General features: G+C 42.3%; 14 protein-coding genes. 7 read left to right on the top strand and 7 right to left on the bottom strand.

Annotated elements, in window-relative coordinates:
- Window positions 1-12 precede the first annotated feature (12 nt).
- From FCN14_RS06990 to FCN14_RS07010, 5 genes are read left to right on the top strand one after another with little or no spacing between them, the layout of a single operon-like run.
- Window positions 13-849 (top strand): SCO family protein, encoded by an 837-nt coding sequence (locus FCN14_RS06990; protein WP_138430490.1) that lies wholly within the window; start codon window positions 13-15, stop codon window positions 847-849.
- Window positions 836-1,786, top strand: coding sequence for a cytochrome c oxidase subunit II (gene coxB, locus FCN14_RS06995; RefSeq protein WP_138430491.1), 951 nt, complete (start codon window positions 836-838; stop codon window positions 1,784-1,786). Before FCN14_RS06990 ends, coxB begins: the two co-directional genes overlap by 14 nt.
- 1 nt (window position 1,787) lies before the next feature.
- Window positions 1,788-3,533, top strand: coding sequence for a cytochrome c oxidase subunit I (gene ctaD, locus FCN14_RS07000; RefSeq protein ID WP_138430492.1), 1,746 nt, complete (start codon window positions 1,788-1,790; stop codon window positions 3,531-3,533).
- Window positions 3,534-3,568: 35 nt separating this feature from the next.
- On the top strand, window positions 3,569-4,228 hold the full coding sequence (locus tag FCN14_RS07005) for a cytochrome c oxidase subunit 3 family protein (protein WP_138430493.1): 660 nt from the start codon (window positions 3,569-3,571) through the stop codon (window positions 4,226-4,228).
- Between the two features lie 22 nt (window positions 4,229-4,250).
- The gene (locus tag FCN14_RS07010) at window positions 4,251-4,553 is read left to right on the top strand and encodes a cytochrome C oxidase subunit IV family protein (protein WP_138430494.1); all 303 of its coding nucleotides are present in this window, start codon (window positions 4,251-4,253) and stop codon (window positions 4,551-4,553) included.
- 157 nt (window positions 4,554-4,710) lie between these two features.
- On the opposite strand, the gene FCN14_RS07015 is transcribed toward FCN14_RS07010, so the two are convergent.
- Window positions 4,711-5,646, bottom strand: a complete 936-nt coding sequence (locus FCN14_RS07015; RefSeq protein WP_138430495.1) for a COX15/CtaA family protein — start codon at window positions 5,644-5,646, stop codon at window positions 4,711-4,713.
- A 119-nt stretch (window positions 5,647-5,765) separates the two neighbouring features.
- Here FCN14_RS07015 and cyoE point away from each other — a divergent pair, with 119 nt between their 5' ends.
- The gene (cyoE, locus tag FCN14_RS07020) at window positions 5,766-6,671 is read left to right on the top strand and encodes a heme o synthase (RefSeq protein ID WP_171032838.1); all 906 of its coding nucleotides are present in this window, start codon (window positions 5,766-5,768) and stop codon (window positions 6,669-6,671) included.
- 305 nt (window positions 6,672-6,976) lie between these two features.
- On the opposite strand, the gene FCN14_RS07025 is transcribed toward cyoE, so the two are convergent.
- The 6 genes from FCN14_RS07025 to FCN14_RS07050 all read right to left on the bottom strand — a co-directional run bounded on the left by FCN14_RS07025 (window position 6,977) and on the right by FCN14_RS07050 (window position 15,874).
- Window positions 6,977-9,430 carry an alpha-ketoacid dehydrogenase subunit alpha/beta gene (locus tag FCN14_RS07025; RefSeq protein WP_138430497.1) on the bottom strand — a complete coding sequence of 818 codons (2,454 nt, stop codon included), beginning with the start codon at window positions 9,428-9,430 and terminating at the stop codon, window positions 6,977-6,979.
- A gap of 96 nt (window positions 9,431-9,526) precedes the next feature.
- Window positions 9,527-10,921 carry a class II fumarate hydratase gene (locus tag FCN14_RS07030; RefSeq protein WP_138430736.1) on the bottom strand — a complete coding sequence of 465 codons (1,395 nt, stop codon included), beginning with the start codon at window positions 10,919-10,921 and terminating at the stop codon, window positions 9,527-9,529.
- A 163-nt stretch (window positions 10,922-11,084) separates the two neighbouring features.
- Entirely contained in the window at window positions 11,085-12,218 is a 1,134-nt protein-coding gene (locus FCN14_RS07035) for a GNAT family N-acetyltransferase (protein WP_138430498.1), read from the bottom strand.
- A 3-nt stretch (window positions 12,219-12,221) separates the two neighbouring features.
- Entirely contained in the window at window positions 12,222-13,466 is a 1,245-nt protein-coding gene (locus tag FCN14_RS07040; protein WP_138430499.1) for an aminotransferase class I/II-fold pyridoxal phosphate-dependent enzyme, read from the bottom strand.
- A 106-nt stretch (window positions 13,467-13,572) separates the two neighbouring features.
- The gene (locus tag FCN14_RS07045) at window positions 13,573-14,694 is read right to left on the bottom strand and encodes a glycosyltransferase family 4 protein (protein ID WP_246043116.1); all 1,122 of its coding nucleotides are present in this window, start codon (window positions 14,692-14,694) and stop codon (window positions 13,573-13,575) included.
- Window positions 14,695-14,719: 25 nt separating this feature from the next.
- Window positions 14,720-15,874, bottom strand: a complete 1,155-nt coding sequence (locus FCN14_RS07050) for a glycosyltransferase family 4 protein (RefSeq protein WP_138430500.1) — start codon at window positions 15,872-15,874, stop codon at window positions 14,720-14,722.
- A gap of 197 nt (window positions 15,875-16,071) precedes the next feature.
- Between FCN14_RS07050 and FCN14_RS07055 the strand changes: the two genes are divergently transcribed.
- On the top strand, window positions 16,072-17,046 hold the full coding sequence (locus tag FCN14_RS07055; RefSeq protein WP_138430501.1) for an NAD-dependent epimerase/dehydratase family protein: 975 nt from the start codon (window positions 16,072-16,074) through the stop codon (window positions 17,044-17,046).
- The last annotated feature ends 4 nt before the right edge of the window (window positions 17,047-17,050 follow it).

A 17,050-nucleotide genomic window follows, 5' to 3' on the forward strand; every position in this document is an offset into this window, starting at 1 on the left:
TTGTGTAGTATAATGAAATATGTTGGGCTAATAGCGGCATTATGCCTGTTACTACATCCGGTAACAACACGTGCTCAACTGAACAAACAAAAGCCGCGCAATTTAAAGGATGTTGGCGTAACAGAACAATTAGGCGAACAAATACCGCTGAATTTAAAGTTTGCAACAGCGGATGGCGACTCAGTAACACTTGGTGATTTATTTACTGAAGATAAACCAGTACTCTTGAATCCTGTTTACTATGAATGTCCGCAACTGTGCTCCATGGTAAAAGAGGCGATTTATAAAGGCATTGAAGACCTTAAATGGAGCCCTGGATCAGAATATAATATCGTTACTTTTAGCTTCGATCCCAGTGAAGGGCCTGATGTTGCAGCCAAGAACAAACAACGTTTTTTAAAAAAACTGGATCGGGAAGGCGCTGCAGATGGTTGGCACTTTCTCACTGGTAATAAAAAAAATATTAAACAACTTACTGATGCCATTGGATTTGATGTCCAGAAATTAGAAAACGGACAATATGCTCATGGCGCAGCAATCACTTTTTTGAGCCCCAATGGGGTAGTGACACGTTACCTATATGGTCTCAAATATGATGAGTTCAACATGCGAAATGCCTTGTACGAAGCCGCAGACGGTAACATAGGCAGCACCGCAGAACAGGTACTATTATACTGTTATCAATACGATGCAGATGCCAATACCTACGTACCCGTTGCCTGGCGAATTATGAAAATTGGAGGCTTTGCTACCATGTTTATTCTAGGTATTTTTCTTAGTTTTATGTGGTTGCGACATAGATATTCAAATAACGAACAGCAAATAACAGATACGAATGGACGCGCTTAACGATTTCTTTCTTCCACCGGCAAAATCAACGCTGGCAAGCCAGACCGATACGCTCTTTTGGTTTGTACATCTAAGCAGCCTTGCATTAACGATCGGCCTTATTGCCGTAATTGTATACTTTGTATATAAGTATCGTCGTAAGTCTGAGGACGAAGTTACCCCACTTATCACCCACAATAATAAGCTGGAGGTAACATGGTCTGTTATCCCTCTTATCTTAGTTCTTATTGTATTTGCCTGGGGATACGAGGTATTCATGAACCAACGAGTTGTTCCAGACGATGCCTATGAAGTTAATGTTACAGCTCAAAAGTGGATCTGGCAGTTTAAATATGAGAATGGTGCACAAACCACCGGTAAATTGCACGTTCCCGCCGGGCGCCCTGTTAAGCTTATTATGAGCTCAAATGATGTAATTCACTCTTTCTTTGTACCCGACTACCGAATAAAGCAAGATGTTGTACCTGGTCGATATACCGAAATGTGGTTTAATGCCCCGGAACCCGGAGAATCAATCATTTATTGCACCGAATACTGTGGCACCGCTCATTCCGATATGTTAGCAAATATTATTGTTCATGAACAAGAAGATTTCGAAAATTGGCTGGCTGAAAATGCCGGTGGGGCTTCGAAACCCGATGATCTGCCTCCCGCTGAATGGGGTAAACAAATTGCACAAGAGTATGCTTGCAATACTTGCCACTCTACAGATGGAAGCCAAATGGTTGGCCCAACATGGCAAGGAACTTTTGGTTCGGAACAAACATTTGCTGACGGTTCAACGGTAACTGTAGACGAAAATTATATTCGTGAGTCTATTCTAGAGCCGAATGCCAAAGTTGTTGAAGGTTATCCTGCAGTGATGAATACTTACCAGGGACAACTCAATGATGAACAGATCAACGCGATTATTGAATACATCAAAACACTGAAGTAATATGGATACAGCAGAATCTAGCTCAAATCTTAAGAAAATCCAGGTACAGCGGTTTAAACCCGACGATAATCCTGACAATCATTACCTTAACGAAGAAACTGGATTATGGTCATGGTTAACCACCGTCGATCATAAAAAGATTGGTATCATGTACTTGGCTTCCATTACCTTCTTCTTCTTTGTAGGAGGATTAATGGCACTATTGGTACGCACCGAGTTATGGACGCCGGCTAAAACGTTTATTGAGGCTAACACCTACAATCAGCTATTCACGCTACACGGTGCGGTGATGATTTTCCTCTTCCTGGTGCCCTCGGTTCCCGCTGCACTCGGTAACTTTATACTGCCACTACAGCTCGGAGCCAAAGATGTGGCCTTTCCCAGGTTGAACTTATTGAGTTATTATTTGTACCTGGCAGGCTCTTTTATTGCAATTTATGCGATCTTTAGTGGTGGTATAGACACTGGATGGACATTTTACACTCCCTACTCATCCTCAACGGGAGGTGCAGTAACAACCATGACCTTTGGTGTTTTCGTCATTGGTTTCTCCTCCATTTTAACAGGGGTCAACTTTATTACGACCATACATAAGATGCGTGCTCCCGGTCTTAGCTGGGATAAACTGCCGCTTTTTTGCTGGGGTCTTTATGCAACTAGTGTTATACAAATTTTAGCAACGCCCGTGCTGGCTATTACGCTTGCACTTGTAGCTATGGAGCGAATTCTGGGAATCGGAATTTTTGACCCTGCGCTTGGCGGAGATCCCGTACTCTACCAGCACTTTTTCTGGTTCTACAGCCACCCAGCCGTTTATATTATGATTGTTCCGGGCTTTGGAGTAGTATCTGAAATTATTTCTACCTTCTCTAAAAAGCATATTTTTGGATACTGGGCTATCGCTCTTTCCTCACTTGCTATTGCCTTTATTGGTTTCCTCGTTTGGGGGCATCACATGTTCGTTTCCGGGCAGGCAACACTCGCTTCAATGGTATTTTCGTTCTTAACATTCTTGGTTGGTATCCCAACAGGTATTAAAATGTTCAACTGGACTGCCACACTCTACAAAGGGTCTATTAAACTGGCTTCTCCCCTGTTGTATATTTTTGGATTTTTCTTCCTTTTCCTCGTAGGTGGACTTACTGGAATTGTACTCGGATCTATTGCTCTTGACGTTCACCTGCATGATACCTATTACGTAGTTGCCCACTTCCACTTTGTAATGGTTGGTGGTATGGTGATGGCCTTCTTAGCCGGATTGCACTACTGGTGGCCAAAAATTACGGGTAAAATGTATAACGAGACCATGGCAAAAATTGCATGTGGTATCATATTCGTAGGCTTTAATGTTACCTTCCTGCCCCAGTTTGTTATGGGATCTCAGGGAATGCCACGACGTTATTTCAACTATATAGAACAGTTCCAGTCTTTCCACCAGGTTTCGACTATAGGATCCTATATTCTCGGACTTGGGTTCTTGATGGTTTTCTATTACTTGGTTAAATCGATTTATAGAGGTGAACAAGCCACATCAAACCCATGGGGAAGTCGTGCTCTTGAATGGCAAATATCTACCTTACCGCCCCTGCACAATTTCCATCATACCCCCGTTATTGTTAACGGACCCTATGATTATCACAAACCAATGGAAGAGTTCCAGTTGGGACTTGCTGAGTCAGGTAACGGACATGGTCACGATGCAGATCTCGAAGTAACTAAAGAAGGCGAAGATCTTTCTGCCGAATAACTGAAACTCAATTTCTAAACTAGTAAAATCTGATTATGGCAAATCATTCATCATCCGCATCTGAATCCAGCAGGTTTATGCAGCACCATTTTGTGGATGCAGACCAGCAGTTTGATGCTGCTAAAATGGGTATGTGGATATTCCTGGTAACAGAAATACTCTTTTTCGGTGGACTCTTTGCAGCCTACGTTATATACCGGGCGTGGTATCCCGAACTCTTTACATTAGCCTCAGAAGAGCTTAATACTCTGTGGGGTGGAGTCAACACCGTTGTACTTATTGGAAGTAGCCTTACTGTTGCAATGGCTATTAAATCGGCCCAGCTTAACCAAAAGAAAAATATTGCCATTAATTTGGCCATTACGTTAGCACTAGCCGCCGTATTTATGGTTATTAAGTACTTTGAGTGGACTCACAAATTTCATATTGGAATATTCCCCGGAGAGTTCTACTCTTTTGAAGGAATTGATCATCCTAAAGCCAACATATTCTTTAGCCTGTATTACCTGATGACCGGCCTTCACGGCATTCACGTGGTAATAGGAATGGGATTAATGGCATGGTTGCTTTGGCGCTCGTTAAAAGGCCATTTCGACAGCGAATACTATACCCCTGTCGAAATAACTGGCCTCTATTGGCACCTTGTCGACATCATCTGGATATTCCTTTTCCCACTCTTCTACCTAATTGATTGATAACTCTAAATTTTTTTAGCTCATGAGCGGACATCATATATCAACTGACAAAACATTACTCGGCGTTGCGGGGGCTCTGTTTGTCCTCACTATTTTAACGGTAGCAGTACACTTTATCCATATTCCCGGCCCGTGGTCAATTATTGTTGCTATGGGGATTGCGATCTTTAAGGCAACCCTGGTAGCAATGTTCTTTATGAACCTCTACTGGGATGAACAATTTAACACCTTACTATTCGTAGCATCTATTGCATTCTTTGCACTCTTAGTAGGTTTTACCCTGTTAGACACTTTATTCCGACCTGAAGTAATGCCAGGGTTCTAAAGCAGACCTTATTTCTTGAAAGCCGATTAGGGGGCCACTCTAATCGGCTTTTTTGGTATTCCCCTCCTCTCTTATACCTATCAATATAATCTATATCTTAAGATCATTTATCTTTCAAAAGATTTTTTTTAAACCTTAAATTTATATCGTACCAAAATTACTCAGCTACCGGAAAAACGCTGTTTTTTATCAGCAAGAAGAGCAGAAACTCAAATGCTATTAGAAAGGCAACACCGGTAAGATGTACAACTTGATACACAGGGGGGAGACTCAAATAATATAAGCCAATACCCGTCGTAATTTGTAAAAGGATAAGTCCATATACAGCCGTACCAATTTTCTTAATAATTTGAGAATTATTTTTCCACCGGGCTAGATAAAATAACACTGTACCTGCAAAAAACACTATCCACGAAAAACTACGATGTACTTCATCTACAAAACCCACTCTCGAAATCCACGTTTCTCTTGGTGGCGGTTCTGTGAGATTTTTCAAAACATCGATAACTTCACGAACCTGCGTTCCTAAGATTAACTGTATAAAGGTACTTGCTATCACTATAGCAGTAACAACAAAAAACATCTGTTTCGAATCGTCTGAAAGCTGCACAGTAAAACTATCAGACGATGCATTGTAGACCGCGTAAATAAGGGCCATCATAATGATCATCGCCAAAAGCATGTGCAAGGTTATCAACCATTCATCCAACCCTGTTGTTACTACCTGCCCCCCTAACCATCCTTGTATTAGCACCAATACAAAAGCTGTAACTGAACTATAAAATACTTTAGGTTTCGTTTTACGATAACGAATTGACGAAACAGCCGTAGCACTAATAAGCAGTCCAATTACAACTCCAATAAGGCGATTAATGTATTCGGTCCATGTTTTAAAGACATTGAATTGTGTTACTTCATAGCCTGCTGGTAACTCTGAAACTGATGTAGGCGGAATCCACATCCCAAAACATTTTGGCCAATCCGGGCACCCCAGCCCGGCCCCGGCTGCTCGTACCAATCCCCCCACAAAAATGAGAAATATGGTAGCCCCTAAAGTTGTAAGTGCAACTTTCTGATAGGTATTAAGCTTCATATTTCGCCTTTCCTTCTTTCTTTGTTCCCCTTGGAGTATAAAACTGAATTATACGCTGGGAGAGTAACAATTTTCATATAAAATTGGTAACTTAAGCCGTCCTAAAAATACAGATGCGCATGAAGTTAATTACAGATTCTACCCTTTCAAAGTTTTTTAATACAGAAATAATTTCGGCTTATTATGAACTAACTAAGCCCGGAATTACCCTTACTGTATTGGCTAGTATGATTATTGGCTTTGTGTTGGGTTCAGGAAATGAAATAAACTACATCCTGATGTTGCATGCCACACTCGGGACCTGGCTGATTGCATCCGGAACAGCTGCACATAATCAATTTATGGAATGGCGCTACGACGGACAAATGAAGCGCACCCAAAGCCGACCAGTTCCTGCCAGTAAAATATCCCCAAAACAGAGTGTAATTTTTTCAATGACGCTCATCGCTACAGGTCTTATCTACCTGATATCTGTTGTGAATTTTGTAGCCGGTGCTGTTTCATTGGCAACAACACTCATTTATCTGGGAATTTATACTCCTATGAAACGTGTATCGGTTGTTAATGTTTTTATCGGTGCAGTTCCCGGTGCCTTGCCCCCCGTCGGTGGTTGGGCAGCAGCAACAGGCCACTTGGGCAGTACTGCTATGTGGATTTTATTTGCCATCGTTTTTCTTTGGCAAGTCCCCCACGTAATGGCAATCGCGTGGGTGTGTAAGGATGATTACAGCGGAGCCGGCTTCAAAATGTTTCCCAAGAACGATGCCGAGGGTTATAAGGCTTCAGCACTCATTCTTCCCTGTCTTATAGCGCTACTTCCTGTCTGTTACGGTTTATATCATGTTGGTATGAACAGCTGGCTGTATCTTTCGGGCTCACTCATCTGCAGTATCCTCTTTTTATACTATGGCCTCATCTTTACCATCAAAAGAGACAAACCATCAGCCAAAAAATTGATGTTTGCCTCATTCGGATATCTTCCCCTTATCTGGGTATTCGTTATTTTAGATCTGCTTATTTTGTAGGAATACTCACACAAAGAATGTGAAATACTTCGCATTTATTTCATAACTCTGACCTTTTCATAACCGAGAAGATCCCTTTCCTTTTTTCTTTTCTATACTCTGATTCAATAGAGCAAGCGTCCCCTACACAGAATAACACTAACTACCGCACAAGCGAGACGCTTGCACGATGGCATTTTGATATCAATTATAACCGTTCTAACCCCAGCAAAAGTTATAGTAGTGCAAGAGGAAAATGGTTATAAAACAAACCCCCGAAACTTTAAAAGTACCGAGGGTTAAGCTTATATTATAAAATAAAGCTATTACTCATAAATAGGCGGGTACTTCGCCGGATTGGCTTCACTCATTAAAGCATAAACCGCCTCAAAGATATCCTCTTCATTAGGTTTGGAGAAGTAATCCCCATCGGAGCCGTAAGCTGCGCGGTGTTCTTTGGCCGTCAGGCACTGCGGCTCAGAATCGAGATAGTAGTACCCTTTCTGCTCCTGCAATACCTTGTTCATCATGAATGCCGATGCCCCGCCCGGCACGTCCTCATCGACAAAGAGAATGCGATTCGTTTTCTTGAGCGATTCTACAATATCGTGGTTGCGGTCGAAAGGTAAGAGCGTGCGCACATCAATGAGCTCTGCCGAGATACCTGCCTCTTCCAACTCCGGTAGTACCGACTCACAGATATTGCAGGTAGATCCATATGATACAATTGTGATATCAGATCCCTCAGAAACGACCTTGGGAATACCCAGCGGTACCGTAAAATCACCTAAGTTATCGGGTTTATCCTCCTTCAAACGGTATGCGTTAAGTGGCTCGATAACGAGTGCCGGATCATCACCTTGCAACAGTGTATTATACATCCCGGCGGCATCCGTCAGGTTGCGCGGTACACATACGTGCACACCACGTATCCCGTTGATAATCATACCCATAGGCGATCCAGTGTGCCAGATGCCTTCAAGTCGGTGACCTCGCGTTCTCACAATAAGCGGAGCCTTCTGTCCGCCCATGCTGCGATAGCGTACCGTAGCAAGATCGTCACTTAATCCCTGGAAACAGTACAATAGGTAGTCGAGATACTGTATCTCGGCTATAGGCCGTAAGCCTCTTAGCGCCATTCCTATGCCCTGTCCAAGTATAGTAGCCTCACGGATACCGGTATCACGAACGCGGAGCTCTCCGAATTTATCCTGCATATTTTCGAGCCCCTTGTTTACATCTCCCAGCTTTCCGGTATCTTCCCCGAAGATCAGCGTTTCGGGATATTTTTCAAAAAGCTTGTCAAAGTTATCACGGAGTACCAAACGTCCATCAACACTTTCCGGATCATCTGAATAAACAGGTTCTACCTCCTCGATATTCAGCGGTGACATATCCGTTTCGCTATATAAGTGACTATGATATCGATTGGTGTTGGCTTCATTATATTCATTCAGCCACTGTCGGAGTTCACTCTTGCTATCTAATTGTTCACTACGCGTGATACGAAGTGCTTTACGAGCCCCAGTTACAATATATTTCCGGAGGGGAATCAAGGGAGCTCCCATCTCCTTCTTTACTTGTTTAAGTGACTCACTATGGCTGCTTTCAGCAATTAGGTCATCCAATATGTTTTCTACTGACTGCAGTTCTCCTTTAAGTTCATCTTTAAACGATTTCCATGCTGCCTTCTGCGCCTCTTTTACCTCTTCCTTAGCCCTTTCTTCAAGAGCTTCCAGTTCCTCTTCCGAAGCAATACCTTCTTCAAGCAGCCAGTTACGAGTCTTATTGATACAGCAAAATTCTTCTTCCCATTCAAGACGTTCATCAGACTTATACCGTTCATGTGAACCAGAGGTTGAGTGTCCTTGTGGCTGTGTAACTTCCTGAACATGAATCAGCACTGGCACATGTTCTTCTCGGGCAATCTGTTCTGCCTGGCTGTATGTCTGTAATAGCGCAGGATAATCCCAGGCATTAACAGTTAAAATCTCGAGTCCCTCTTGATCCTCAGTACGCTGAAAACCGGCTAACACCTCAGAAATACTATCTTTGGTAGTTTGATACTTACGAGGTACGGAAATTCCGTAGCCGTCATCCCAAACCGACATCACCATAGGTACCTGTAGTACACCGGCCGCGTTTATAGTCTCCCAAAAAACACCCTCAGAAGTACTGGCATCTCCAATAGTGCCCCATGCAATCTCATCTCCATTTTCAGAAAATCGCTGGAAGTCCTCGTCTTCTAAGAGTGATTCGTGGTTCCGATAGATTTCAGAAGCTTGGGCCAGTCCCAAAAGTCTAGACATCTGTCCTGCAGTTGGGGAAATATCCGGAGAGGTGTTCTTCATCTCCGTCAAGTCTTTCCAACTGCCGTCATTATTAAGACTGCGCGTGCTAAAATGCGCATTCATCTGACGCCCCCCGGAATGGGGTTCCTCTTCCACATTGGCATGGGCGTAGAGCTGAGCAAAAAATTGTTGTACCGTCACTTGGCCAATAGCCATCATAAAGGTCTGATCTCTATAGTATCCCGACCGGAAATCACCATTCTTAAAGTATTTGGCCATGGCTATCTGGGGAAGTTCTTTACCATCACCGAAAATCCCAAACTTGGCTTTCCCCGTTAGGGTTTCCTTCCGGCCAATATAGGAAGCTTCCCGGCTCTTTACCGCCAATTTGTAATCATCCAGAATCTCCTGTTTATAGTCATCGGTATAAGAACCGGATGCCAGTTGTGATGCCAGTGATGTCTGCTCTTTTGTCTCTGTTTGTGCCATAATACCTGTTCATGGTTATGGGCTGATCAGATCAGCCGGAGATATTAATATATTGTGATTTTGCCAGATGCAGTACTCGAAAGTAACGGCTAATCGCTACTCCATAAAACCTCCTTTAGTCATCTTAATTGGATCAAGCGCCTCATCAAGCTCTTTGTCGCTCAAATCAGTCATCTCGCGGGCTACTTCTTTAACCGGCCGTTCTTCATTAAACGCTTTTTTGGCAATTTTAGCCGCTTTGTCATAACCGATAAGTGGATTCAAGGCTGTTACCAGCACCGGATTACGTCCCACCATATCAGCAATTTTTTCTCGGTTGACGTTCAATCGAGAAACAGAACGCTCGGCAAAATTATCTACAGCATTGCTCAAAATTTCAATTGATTCCAACAGGTTATGTGCTACTACCGGTAACATTACGTTAAGTTCAAAATTTCCCGATTGCCCTGCTACCGTAATAGTTGAATCATTACCTATCACTTGAGCACATACCATTGTTATAGACTCTTCTATTACCGGATTAATTTTACCGGGCATAATTGATGAGCCCGGCTGTAGTGCTTCAAGCTGAATCTCTCCGATTCCACTGTTAGGGCCGGAATTCATCCAGCGAAGATCATTACCTATTTTCATCAATCCTACGGCTATCGTTTTCAGTTGGCCGCTCAATTCAACAGGTGCATCAACAGTTGCCTGTGCTTCAAAATGGTTTTCTGCTTCTTTAAAATCAATTCCTGTCTCTTCAGATAATGCTTCAGCCACTTTACTGCCAAATTCAGGATTTGTATTCAACCCTGTTCCTACAGCAGTACCGCCTTGCGGCAGCTCCGTCATGCGATCAAGTGCCGCTTCTAATCGTTCAATACCGAGCTCAATTTGTCGCGCATAGCCTTGGAACTCCTGTTCAATAGTAACAGGCATTGCATCCATTAAGTGGGTACGCCCTGTTTTGGCCACATCTGAAAATTCAGCTCCTTTCTTTAAGAATGCATCTTTGAGCTTTTTAAGGGCGGGGATAAGATCATTTGAAACACCCAATACCGCAGCTACCCTTATGGATGTAGGTATCACATCGTTCGAACTTTGTCCGTAATTGACGTGGTCATTGGGATGAATTTCAACTTCTACGGCCTCATCTTTTAGCTCATTAGCCCGCCGAGAAATAATCTCATTAGAGTTCATATTAGTAGAAGTTCCCGAACCCGTCTGGAAAATATCGATAGGGAAATCATCGTCGTGCTTCCCTTCAATAACTTCTTGGGCAGCTTTCTGAATGGCATCGGTGATGCCGTTATCCAGTTCGCCCAGTGCATCATTAACCTTGGCAGCATTCTTTTTCACCATTCCTAGGGCTTGAATAAAAGAACGGCTGAAACGAATACCGCTTACAGGAAAGTTATCAACGGCACGCTGTGTTTGTGCACCGTAATAAGCGTTTTTAGGCACTTCTACATCTCCCATAGAATCAGTTTCAATACGAGACTCACTCATAATCTCTACATAATTTTGGTCAAAATTTCCTTTTCCTCGTTTTTTCACCTTGTTTAAACGAGCACTCAAAGGTAGGAAATTTTTGGGAGATTTCGGAGTTTTGCATTCTACTTAAATTTCAATGCAAAAACCTTCCACTATTGCCAATTATTAAGGCAAAGACTTACAGTTCTTTGCTGTACATACGGTAGGTTTTCTCGATGTAGGCTCCCAGCCTTTCAGCAACTTGAATCATAGCCTTATTAGTTTCAAGTACCCAGCCAAGCTCTGAAGATTTATATCCACCCTCTCTTGCATTAACAGTAGCCTCTTTGTGAAGTAGCGCGTCAATACCCTTACCTTGGTACTCTGGCAACACCCCCATCAAAGCTGTGCGCAAGCGATCAATATTTCTCTTGTGCCATAAGAATTTAAATATACCCGTGGGAAACAGCGTGCCATCCATATGATTTAATGCCTGATTGATATCAGGGAGTGCAATAGAAAAAGCAATCGGTTTGCCATCGTCCTCAATGATATGAGCCAACTTGGGATCGATAATTAGTTTGAGATCCTTGGCAAGATCTGCAACCTCTTCTTCTTTTAGCGGGATGAACCCCCAGTTATTAGCCCATGCCTTATTAAAGATCTCTCGAACAATCTTTACTTCCTGTTCAATATTTTTAAGATCCACTTCCCGCATTTTCAATTTCGGCAGGCGTCGCCGTACAATCTCTTCACCCCGGTACATCCTGTCCAGATTCATCTCACTTACTTTCTGGCGGTAGGCATACATATCCATCTCTTTATCGAGACCAGTATTTTTAAGCAACCGATCATAATAGGGTTTATGATAGGGCATCATAATACTGGGATAATATTCAAACCCATCAACCAAGATTCCAACCTCATCCATCATACTGGGGTTAGAAGGCCCCAGAATATCGGTATGGCCGCGTTCACGCAGCCAATCAGTAACTACCTTCACCAATAGGTCTGCTACCGACTGATCGTCAATGCACTCAAAAAATCCAAAAAAACCGGTATTATTACCGTGATGCTTATTATACCGGCGATCTTGAATAGCTGCTATCCGCCCACAAACCTCGCCATTTTTTTCGGCAAGAAATAAGGCTATGTTACCATCTTCATAAAAGGGATTGTTTTCCTCATCGATGAGTTTTTTTTGCTCCATCTTGAGAGGGGCAATCCATTTCTCATCGTCAGAATAGTGCTCGTACGGAAAGTTTATAAACTGCTTACGTTCCTTCTTGGTTGTAGCAAGGGTTATTCCATTTACCTGCTGTACGTCTTCCACAATTTACTCCTTTTCCAATAGCGAGTGGCCGTTCTGATCTATAATACCCTGTTCGATACCCACCTTGCGGAAAGCTTCTAAAATTCTATTCAGATGGTCATCAGTATGTGTAGCCATATAACTGGTACGAACAAGAGACTGCCCGCGCGGTACACCCGGAGGCACAACCGCATTAACATACACACCTGCTTCGAAAAGACCTTTCCAAAACTCAAAGCAATCGATCATCTCACCGATTACAACAGGTATAATAGGTGTTTGGCTACTCCACACATTAAAACCCATATCGCGAAGCGAGTTCCGCATGTAATCAGAAATCTCTGCAAGCCGATCAAGCCTCCATGTTTCTTCCTGAAGTATCTCTAGGGCTTTTAATACAGTAGCCACATTAGCAGGGGGCATAGATGCACTAAAAATATGTGCCGGTGAATTGTGGCGAATATACTCTATTACTTCATGGTCTCCTACCAGAAAGCCACCAAGCGATGCAAAAGACTTTGAAAAAGTTCCACTAATAAGATCAACCTCATCTATCAGACCATAAGTAGAAGCGGAACCACGTCCTCCTTCCCCTACAACCCCAATAGCGTGGGCATCGTCAAGATATAAACGAGCACCAAATTCCTTTTTAAGCTCCACAAGTTTGTCAACTTTAGCTATTGTCCCCGACATGGAGAACACACCATCACTCACAATAATCTTACCGGCCTCGCTGTCAGCTCTCTGCAGCAGTTTTTCCAGCTGTTCCAGGTCGTTATGTTGATATCGCATTGTCTTAGCATTAGAAACAAGCGTACCGGAAACAATACAAGCATGATTATCTTTATCAGAAAAAATAATATCTCGACGGCCGGCGATGGTTTGAATCGAACCTTCATTGGTTTGATAACCAGTACTGAAAAGAACACATGAATCTTTGTTCATGAATGCTGCGAGCTTCTCTTCAAGCTCTAAATGCAAATCAAGTGTTCCGTTCAAATAACGAGATCCTGTGCATCCCGTTCCGTAGGTTTTTATAACATTACGGGCAGCTTCAATAACCCTGGGATCGTTTGTCAATCCTAAGTAATTATTGGAACCGGCCATAATAACTTCCCGTCCATCAATTTGAACGGTAGTACCATCAGTGGCTTGGAGAGGCTTAAAATAGGGATAAAGACCCTTTTCTTTAATTTCATCGGCTTTTGTAAAGTCATAAGCCTTTGAAAAAATATCGTTCGTTTTTACATCAGAATTGGAGTCGGCCATTCGTCCTTTTTTCGGCTTTTTGAAAAGTGCTTATCAACGTAAATATACTTCCATATTAAGCATCAATCAAATTATGAATAAGATATTATAAATCTTGATACTAAACTCAGAAGTGCTGTGCTATAGTTTCTAAATAGTCAACATATTGCTGTGATACATGTTGCCAACTAAACTGTTCCTGTACATAGTTACGGCTATTCTTTGAAAATTGTTCCAACGGGCCACTTAATATTTCTTCAATCTTTTCGGCAAATAGATCTGCGTTTAAAGGTGGCACACGATACCCATTTTTTCCCTGACCAATTACATCTTTAATACCTTCCAGGTTGGCAGCAACTGCTGGATTTTCTGCCATATTAGCTTCCAACAATACAATACCAAACCCTTCCATGTCTCCCGGTACCGGAATATTAGGCATCACAAATAGATCTGCCGCAGCATATGCTTGTTTTAGCACTTCATCGGGCTGTCGCCCCAGAATGAAAATCCGATCACTAAATGAAGATCCTTCAGCAGCTTTGGTGATATTATCAAACTCTGGCCCATCACCTACAGTTACATACACCATCTGCTTATTAAGCTTAGGCATTACCTCACGTATAAACCACTCATGGCCTTTTCTCTTAACCATACGACCAACAGTGAGCAACATCCTGTGACTCTCCAACGGAATTCTGAAGTTCTCCTGCAGGCGATTTCGTGCTTTTTTCTTATCCGGAAAATTATTCAACTTATTAAAATCGAACCCATTGGGCAGTGCAACTCCTTTTTCAGGATCCATCCCACGTGCAATACACTCCTCACGGGTAGCCCTGGAGACTGAAATCACACCATCGAGATTATCAAAAATCTTGGGCACAAACCATTGATAAGCCCGTACTGGGAGGGTAACATCTCTCCCATGATTAATGGTAACCATCGGCACCGATATTTTATGGCGAATAAAAAACGCCAGACTTGCTGTTACCATCGAAGAAAAAAGGATGATATCTGCATCTGACTCGCGAACTTTATGAGGTAAGCTCACTATTTGTTTCAGTAGAAAACCAATGGTTTGTAAAGCGATTTTTCCTTTTTCAGAAACATTAATTGTTTCAGTGATCACGTCTACTGATTCTTTACGCTTCAGTTCTTGAATCAACTGCTGACTTACCCGCTGCATACCACCTACATTTTCAAGGATCTCTCCTTCAGGCGGATGGGTATGAGAAACATATAGTATTCGCACGTTGTAACCTTTTATTCCTTTAATACTAAAATTTGAGTGCAGGGCGGGGTTCTTCTAATGCTTTGTAATAATTATCAAGCAACTTCCCGTTTACATTTTCCCAAGAGTACGCAATAGCTTTTTGACGAGCTGCTTCTCCCATCTCCTGCCACAGCTCCCCATCATCTGCTAACCTGGCTACACATTTAGCAAAAGCTTTAGTATCTCTCGGAGGAGCCAAGAAACCGTTAACACCAGACTCTACCAATGATCGGCTTCCTGTAGCATCAGCTACCACACAAGGTAAACCGCTGGACATTGCTTCGAGAGTTACATTGCCAAATGTTTCAGTCTCGGAAGGAAATAAAAATATATCACTGCTGGCATAAGCACGGCTCAGCTCATCCCCGGTTACAAAACCGGTAAAATGTGCTTCTGGCAACATATGTTCCAATTCCTTTTTAGCAGGCCCATCACCCACTATCATCGATTTAATATTATCATGGGTCTGCTGTAATCTTTTAACCGTATCTACAAAAGTTTGTAAATTCTTTTCCCAAACAAGTCGTGATACAAATGTCACAACCTTATCATCATCTTTGAAACCCACCGACCGCCGCCATTCCATATCCCTATAATCGGGATTAAAATCATCTGTATTTACACCTCGTGCCCATATTCGAATTCCTTCGTCAATCCCTTCTTCGTTTAGTTCATCAGCCATTGAAGGTGAAGGCACATAGATATGTTTACACTGACTATAGAACCATCCCAAATATTTCCACCCCAGTAATTTCAGCATCTCTAAATTGTAATACTTTAGATAACTGGTAAAATGGGTATGATAGGAAGCCACAATCTGAATATTATTAGCCTGCCCCCACCGCATTGCCCGAAAACCAAGCACATCGGGTGTGGCAAGATGAATAAGCGTCGGATTAAATTCCCGCAGTCTCTTTTGTGCTTTTTCTGGAAACCCTACCGTTATACGATATTCGGGACGTCCCGGCACCGGCACCGAAGGTACAGGAACAAACTCTCCTTCATGATCAATTTCTGGCTCATCTATGGTGGGACCAAACACAATTACCGGAATATTTTTCTCTTCCAGGAAAGCTACCAGCCTATTTAGCGTAAGTGATACGCCATCTTGAATATGATTATAATTTCCAGTGAATATCGCTACTCGAAGATCACTCATAAATTTTCCAATACATCATTGATATTTGTATCTTAACCTTGCTTTTAGCAAGCGCAATTTGAACCAACTAATAACTATAATGTAATCAACATTTATATGTTAATGGCTGGCAGTTTTGCAATGCTGATTTATATTCAGCTAAAATAAAAGTATATATAATAACACAGTTAATTAAGGGCCCAAATATACAAAATTTGATGAAAGCCTTCGTAACCGGCGGAACAGGTTTTATTGGAAGTCACTTAGCTGATCATTTAATTGAGTCAAACAAGTACTCAGAGGTACGATGCCTGATTCGAAGTAATGAAAAGTGGCTGAAAGGAAAACATTTTAAACGTATTAATGGAGATTTAGATGACTTGGCTGTGCTTAAAAAAGCAGTTGAGGGAGTCGATGTCATCTTTCATATCGCGGGACGGGTTAAGGCACCTACTTATGCCGACCTTGCCCATGCTAATGTTGAAGCTACTGAAAACCTTTTACGGATAGCTCAAAAAGAGGGAGTCCCAAAAATTGTAGTACTCTCTTCCCTTGCTGCAGTAGGGCCCAGCAAAAATGAACCTATAAGCGAAGATGCACCGATGAATCCCATCAGTAATTATGGGAAGTCAAAAAAACAGATGGAGCTTGTGATACACGACATCGCTAACGAAGAAACCTCCATTACGATCCTACGTCCACCCGCTGTGTATGGACCCCGCGAAGACCAAATTTACTCCTTTTTTAAAATGGCTGACAAACGCATATGCCCCATTATCGGTGATGGTAAACGACCACGCATATCAATGATATATGTAGGCGATGTTGTGAATGGAATACTCGATGCAGTTAAACAACAAGAAAAAGGGGTATTTACCTATTTCATTTCAGATGATAATATTCATACCTGGGATGAAATTCGTGGAACTACAGCTAAGGTTTTGGGTAAGAAATCTGTACCCATTTATATTAAGCCTAAGTTTGTTAAAAATATTGCTAAAACAGTTGAAAAAGCTGCATCATTTTTTGGGATTTATCCCGTTTTAAACAGGGAAAAAGCGAAGGAGCTGATTCTGGAATGGACCTGCTCCAGCGAAAAAGCCAAAAACGAACTCGGTTTTCATCCCGAATACTCGCTTGGCGAAGGAATTTCTCGAACAATTCACTGGTACCAAAGACACCATTGGTTATAATTCT

Source organism: Fodinibius saliphilus (assembly GCF_005869845.1).
GTDB classification, from domain to species: domain Bacteria; phylum Bacteroidota; class Rhodothermia; order Balneolales; family Balneolaceae; genus Fodinibius; species Fodinibius saliphilus.

What these genes read in the sequence shown, in the direction of transcription:
- FCN14_RS06990 (WP_138430490.1), top strand. Translation starts at nt 13, where the DNA reads ATGAAATATGTTGGGCTAATAGCGGCATTATGCCTGTTACTACATCCG.
- coxB (WP_138430491.1), top strand. Translation starts at nt 836, where the DNA reads ATGGACGCGCTTAACGATTTCTTTCTTCCACCGGCAAAATCAACGCTG.
- ctaD (WP_138430492.1), top strand. Translation starts at nt 1,788, where the DNA reads ATGGATACAGCAGAATCTAGCTCAAATCTTAAGAAAATCCAGGTACAG.
- FCN14_RS07005 (WP_138430493.1), top strand. Translation starts at nt 3,569, where the DNA reads ATGGCAAATCATTCATCATCCGCATCTGAATCCAGCAGGTTTATGCAG.
- FCN14_RS07010 (WP_138430494.1), top strand. Translation starts at nt 4,251, where the DNA reads ATGAGCGGACATCATATATCAACTGACAAAACATTACTCGGCGTTGCG.
- FCN14_RS07015 (WP_138430495.1), bottom strand. Translation starts at nt 5,646, where the DNA reads ATGAAGCTTAATACCTATCAGAAAGTTGCACTTACAACTTTAGGGGCT.
- cyoE (WP_171032838.1), top strand. Translation starts at nt 5,766, where the DNA reads ATGAAGTTAATTACAGATTCTACCCTTTCAAAGTTTTTTAATACAGAA.
- FCN14_RS07025 (WP_138430497.1), bottom strand. Translation starts at nt 9,430, where the DNA reads ATGGCACAAACAGAGACAAAAGAGCAGACATCACTGGCATCACAACTG.
- FCN14_RS07030 (WP_138430736.1), bottom strand. Translation starts at nt 10,921, where the DNA reads ATGAGTGAGTCTCGTATTGAAACTGATTCTATGGGAGATGTAGAAGTG.
- FCN14_RS07040 (WP_138430499.1), bottom strand. Translation starts at nt 13,466, where the DNA reads ATGGCCGACTCCAATTCTGATGTAAAAACGAACGATATTTTTTCAAAG.
- FCN14_RS07050 (WP_138430500.1), bottom strand. Translation starts at nt 15,874, where the DNA reads ATGAGTGATCTTCGAGTAGCGATATTCACTGGAAATTATAATCATATT.
- FCN14_RS07055 (WP_138430501.1), top strand. Translation starts at nt 16,072, where the DNA reads ATGAAAGCCTTCGTAACCGGCGGAACAGGTTTTATTGGAAGTCACTTA.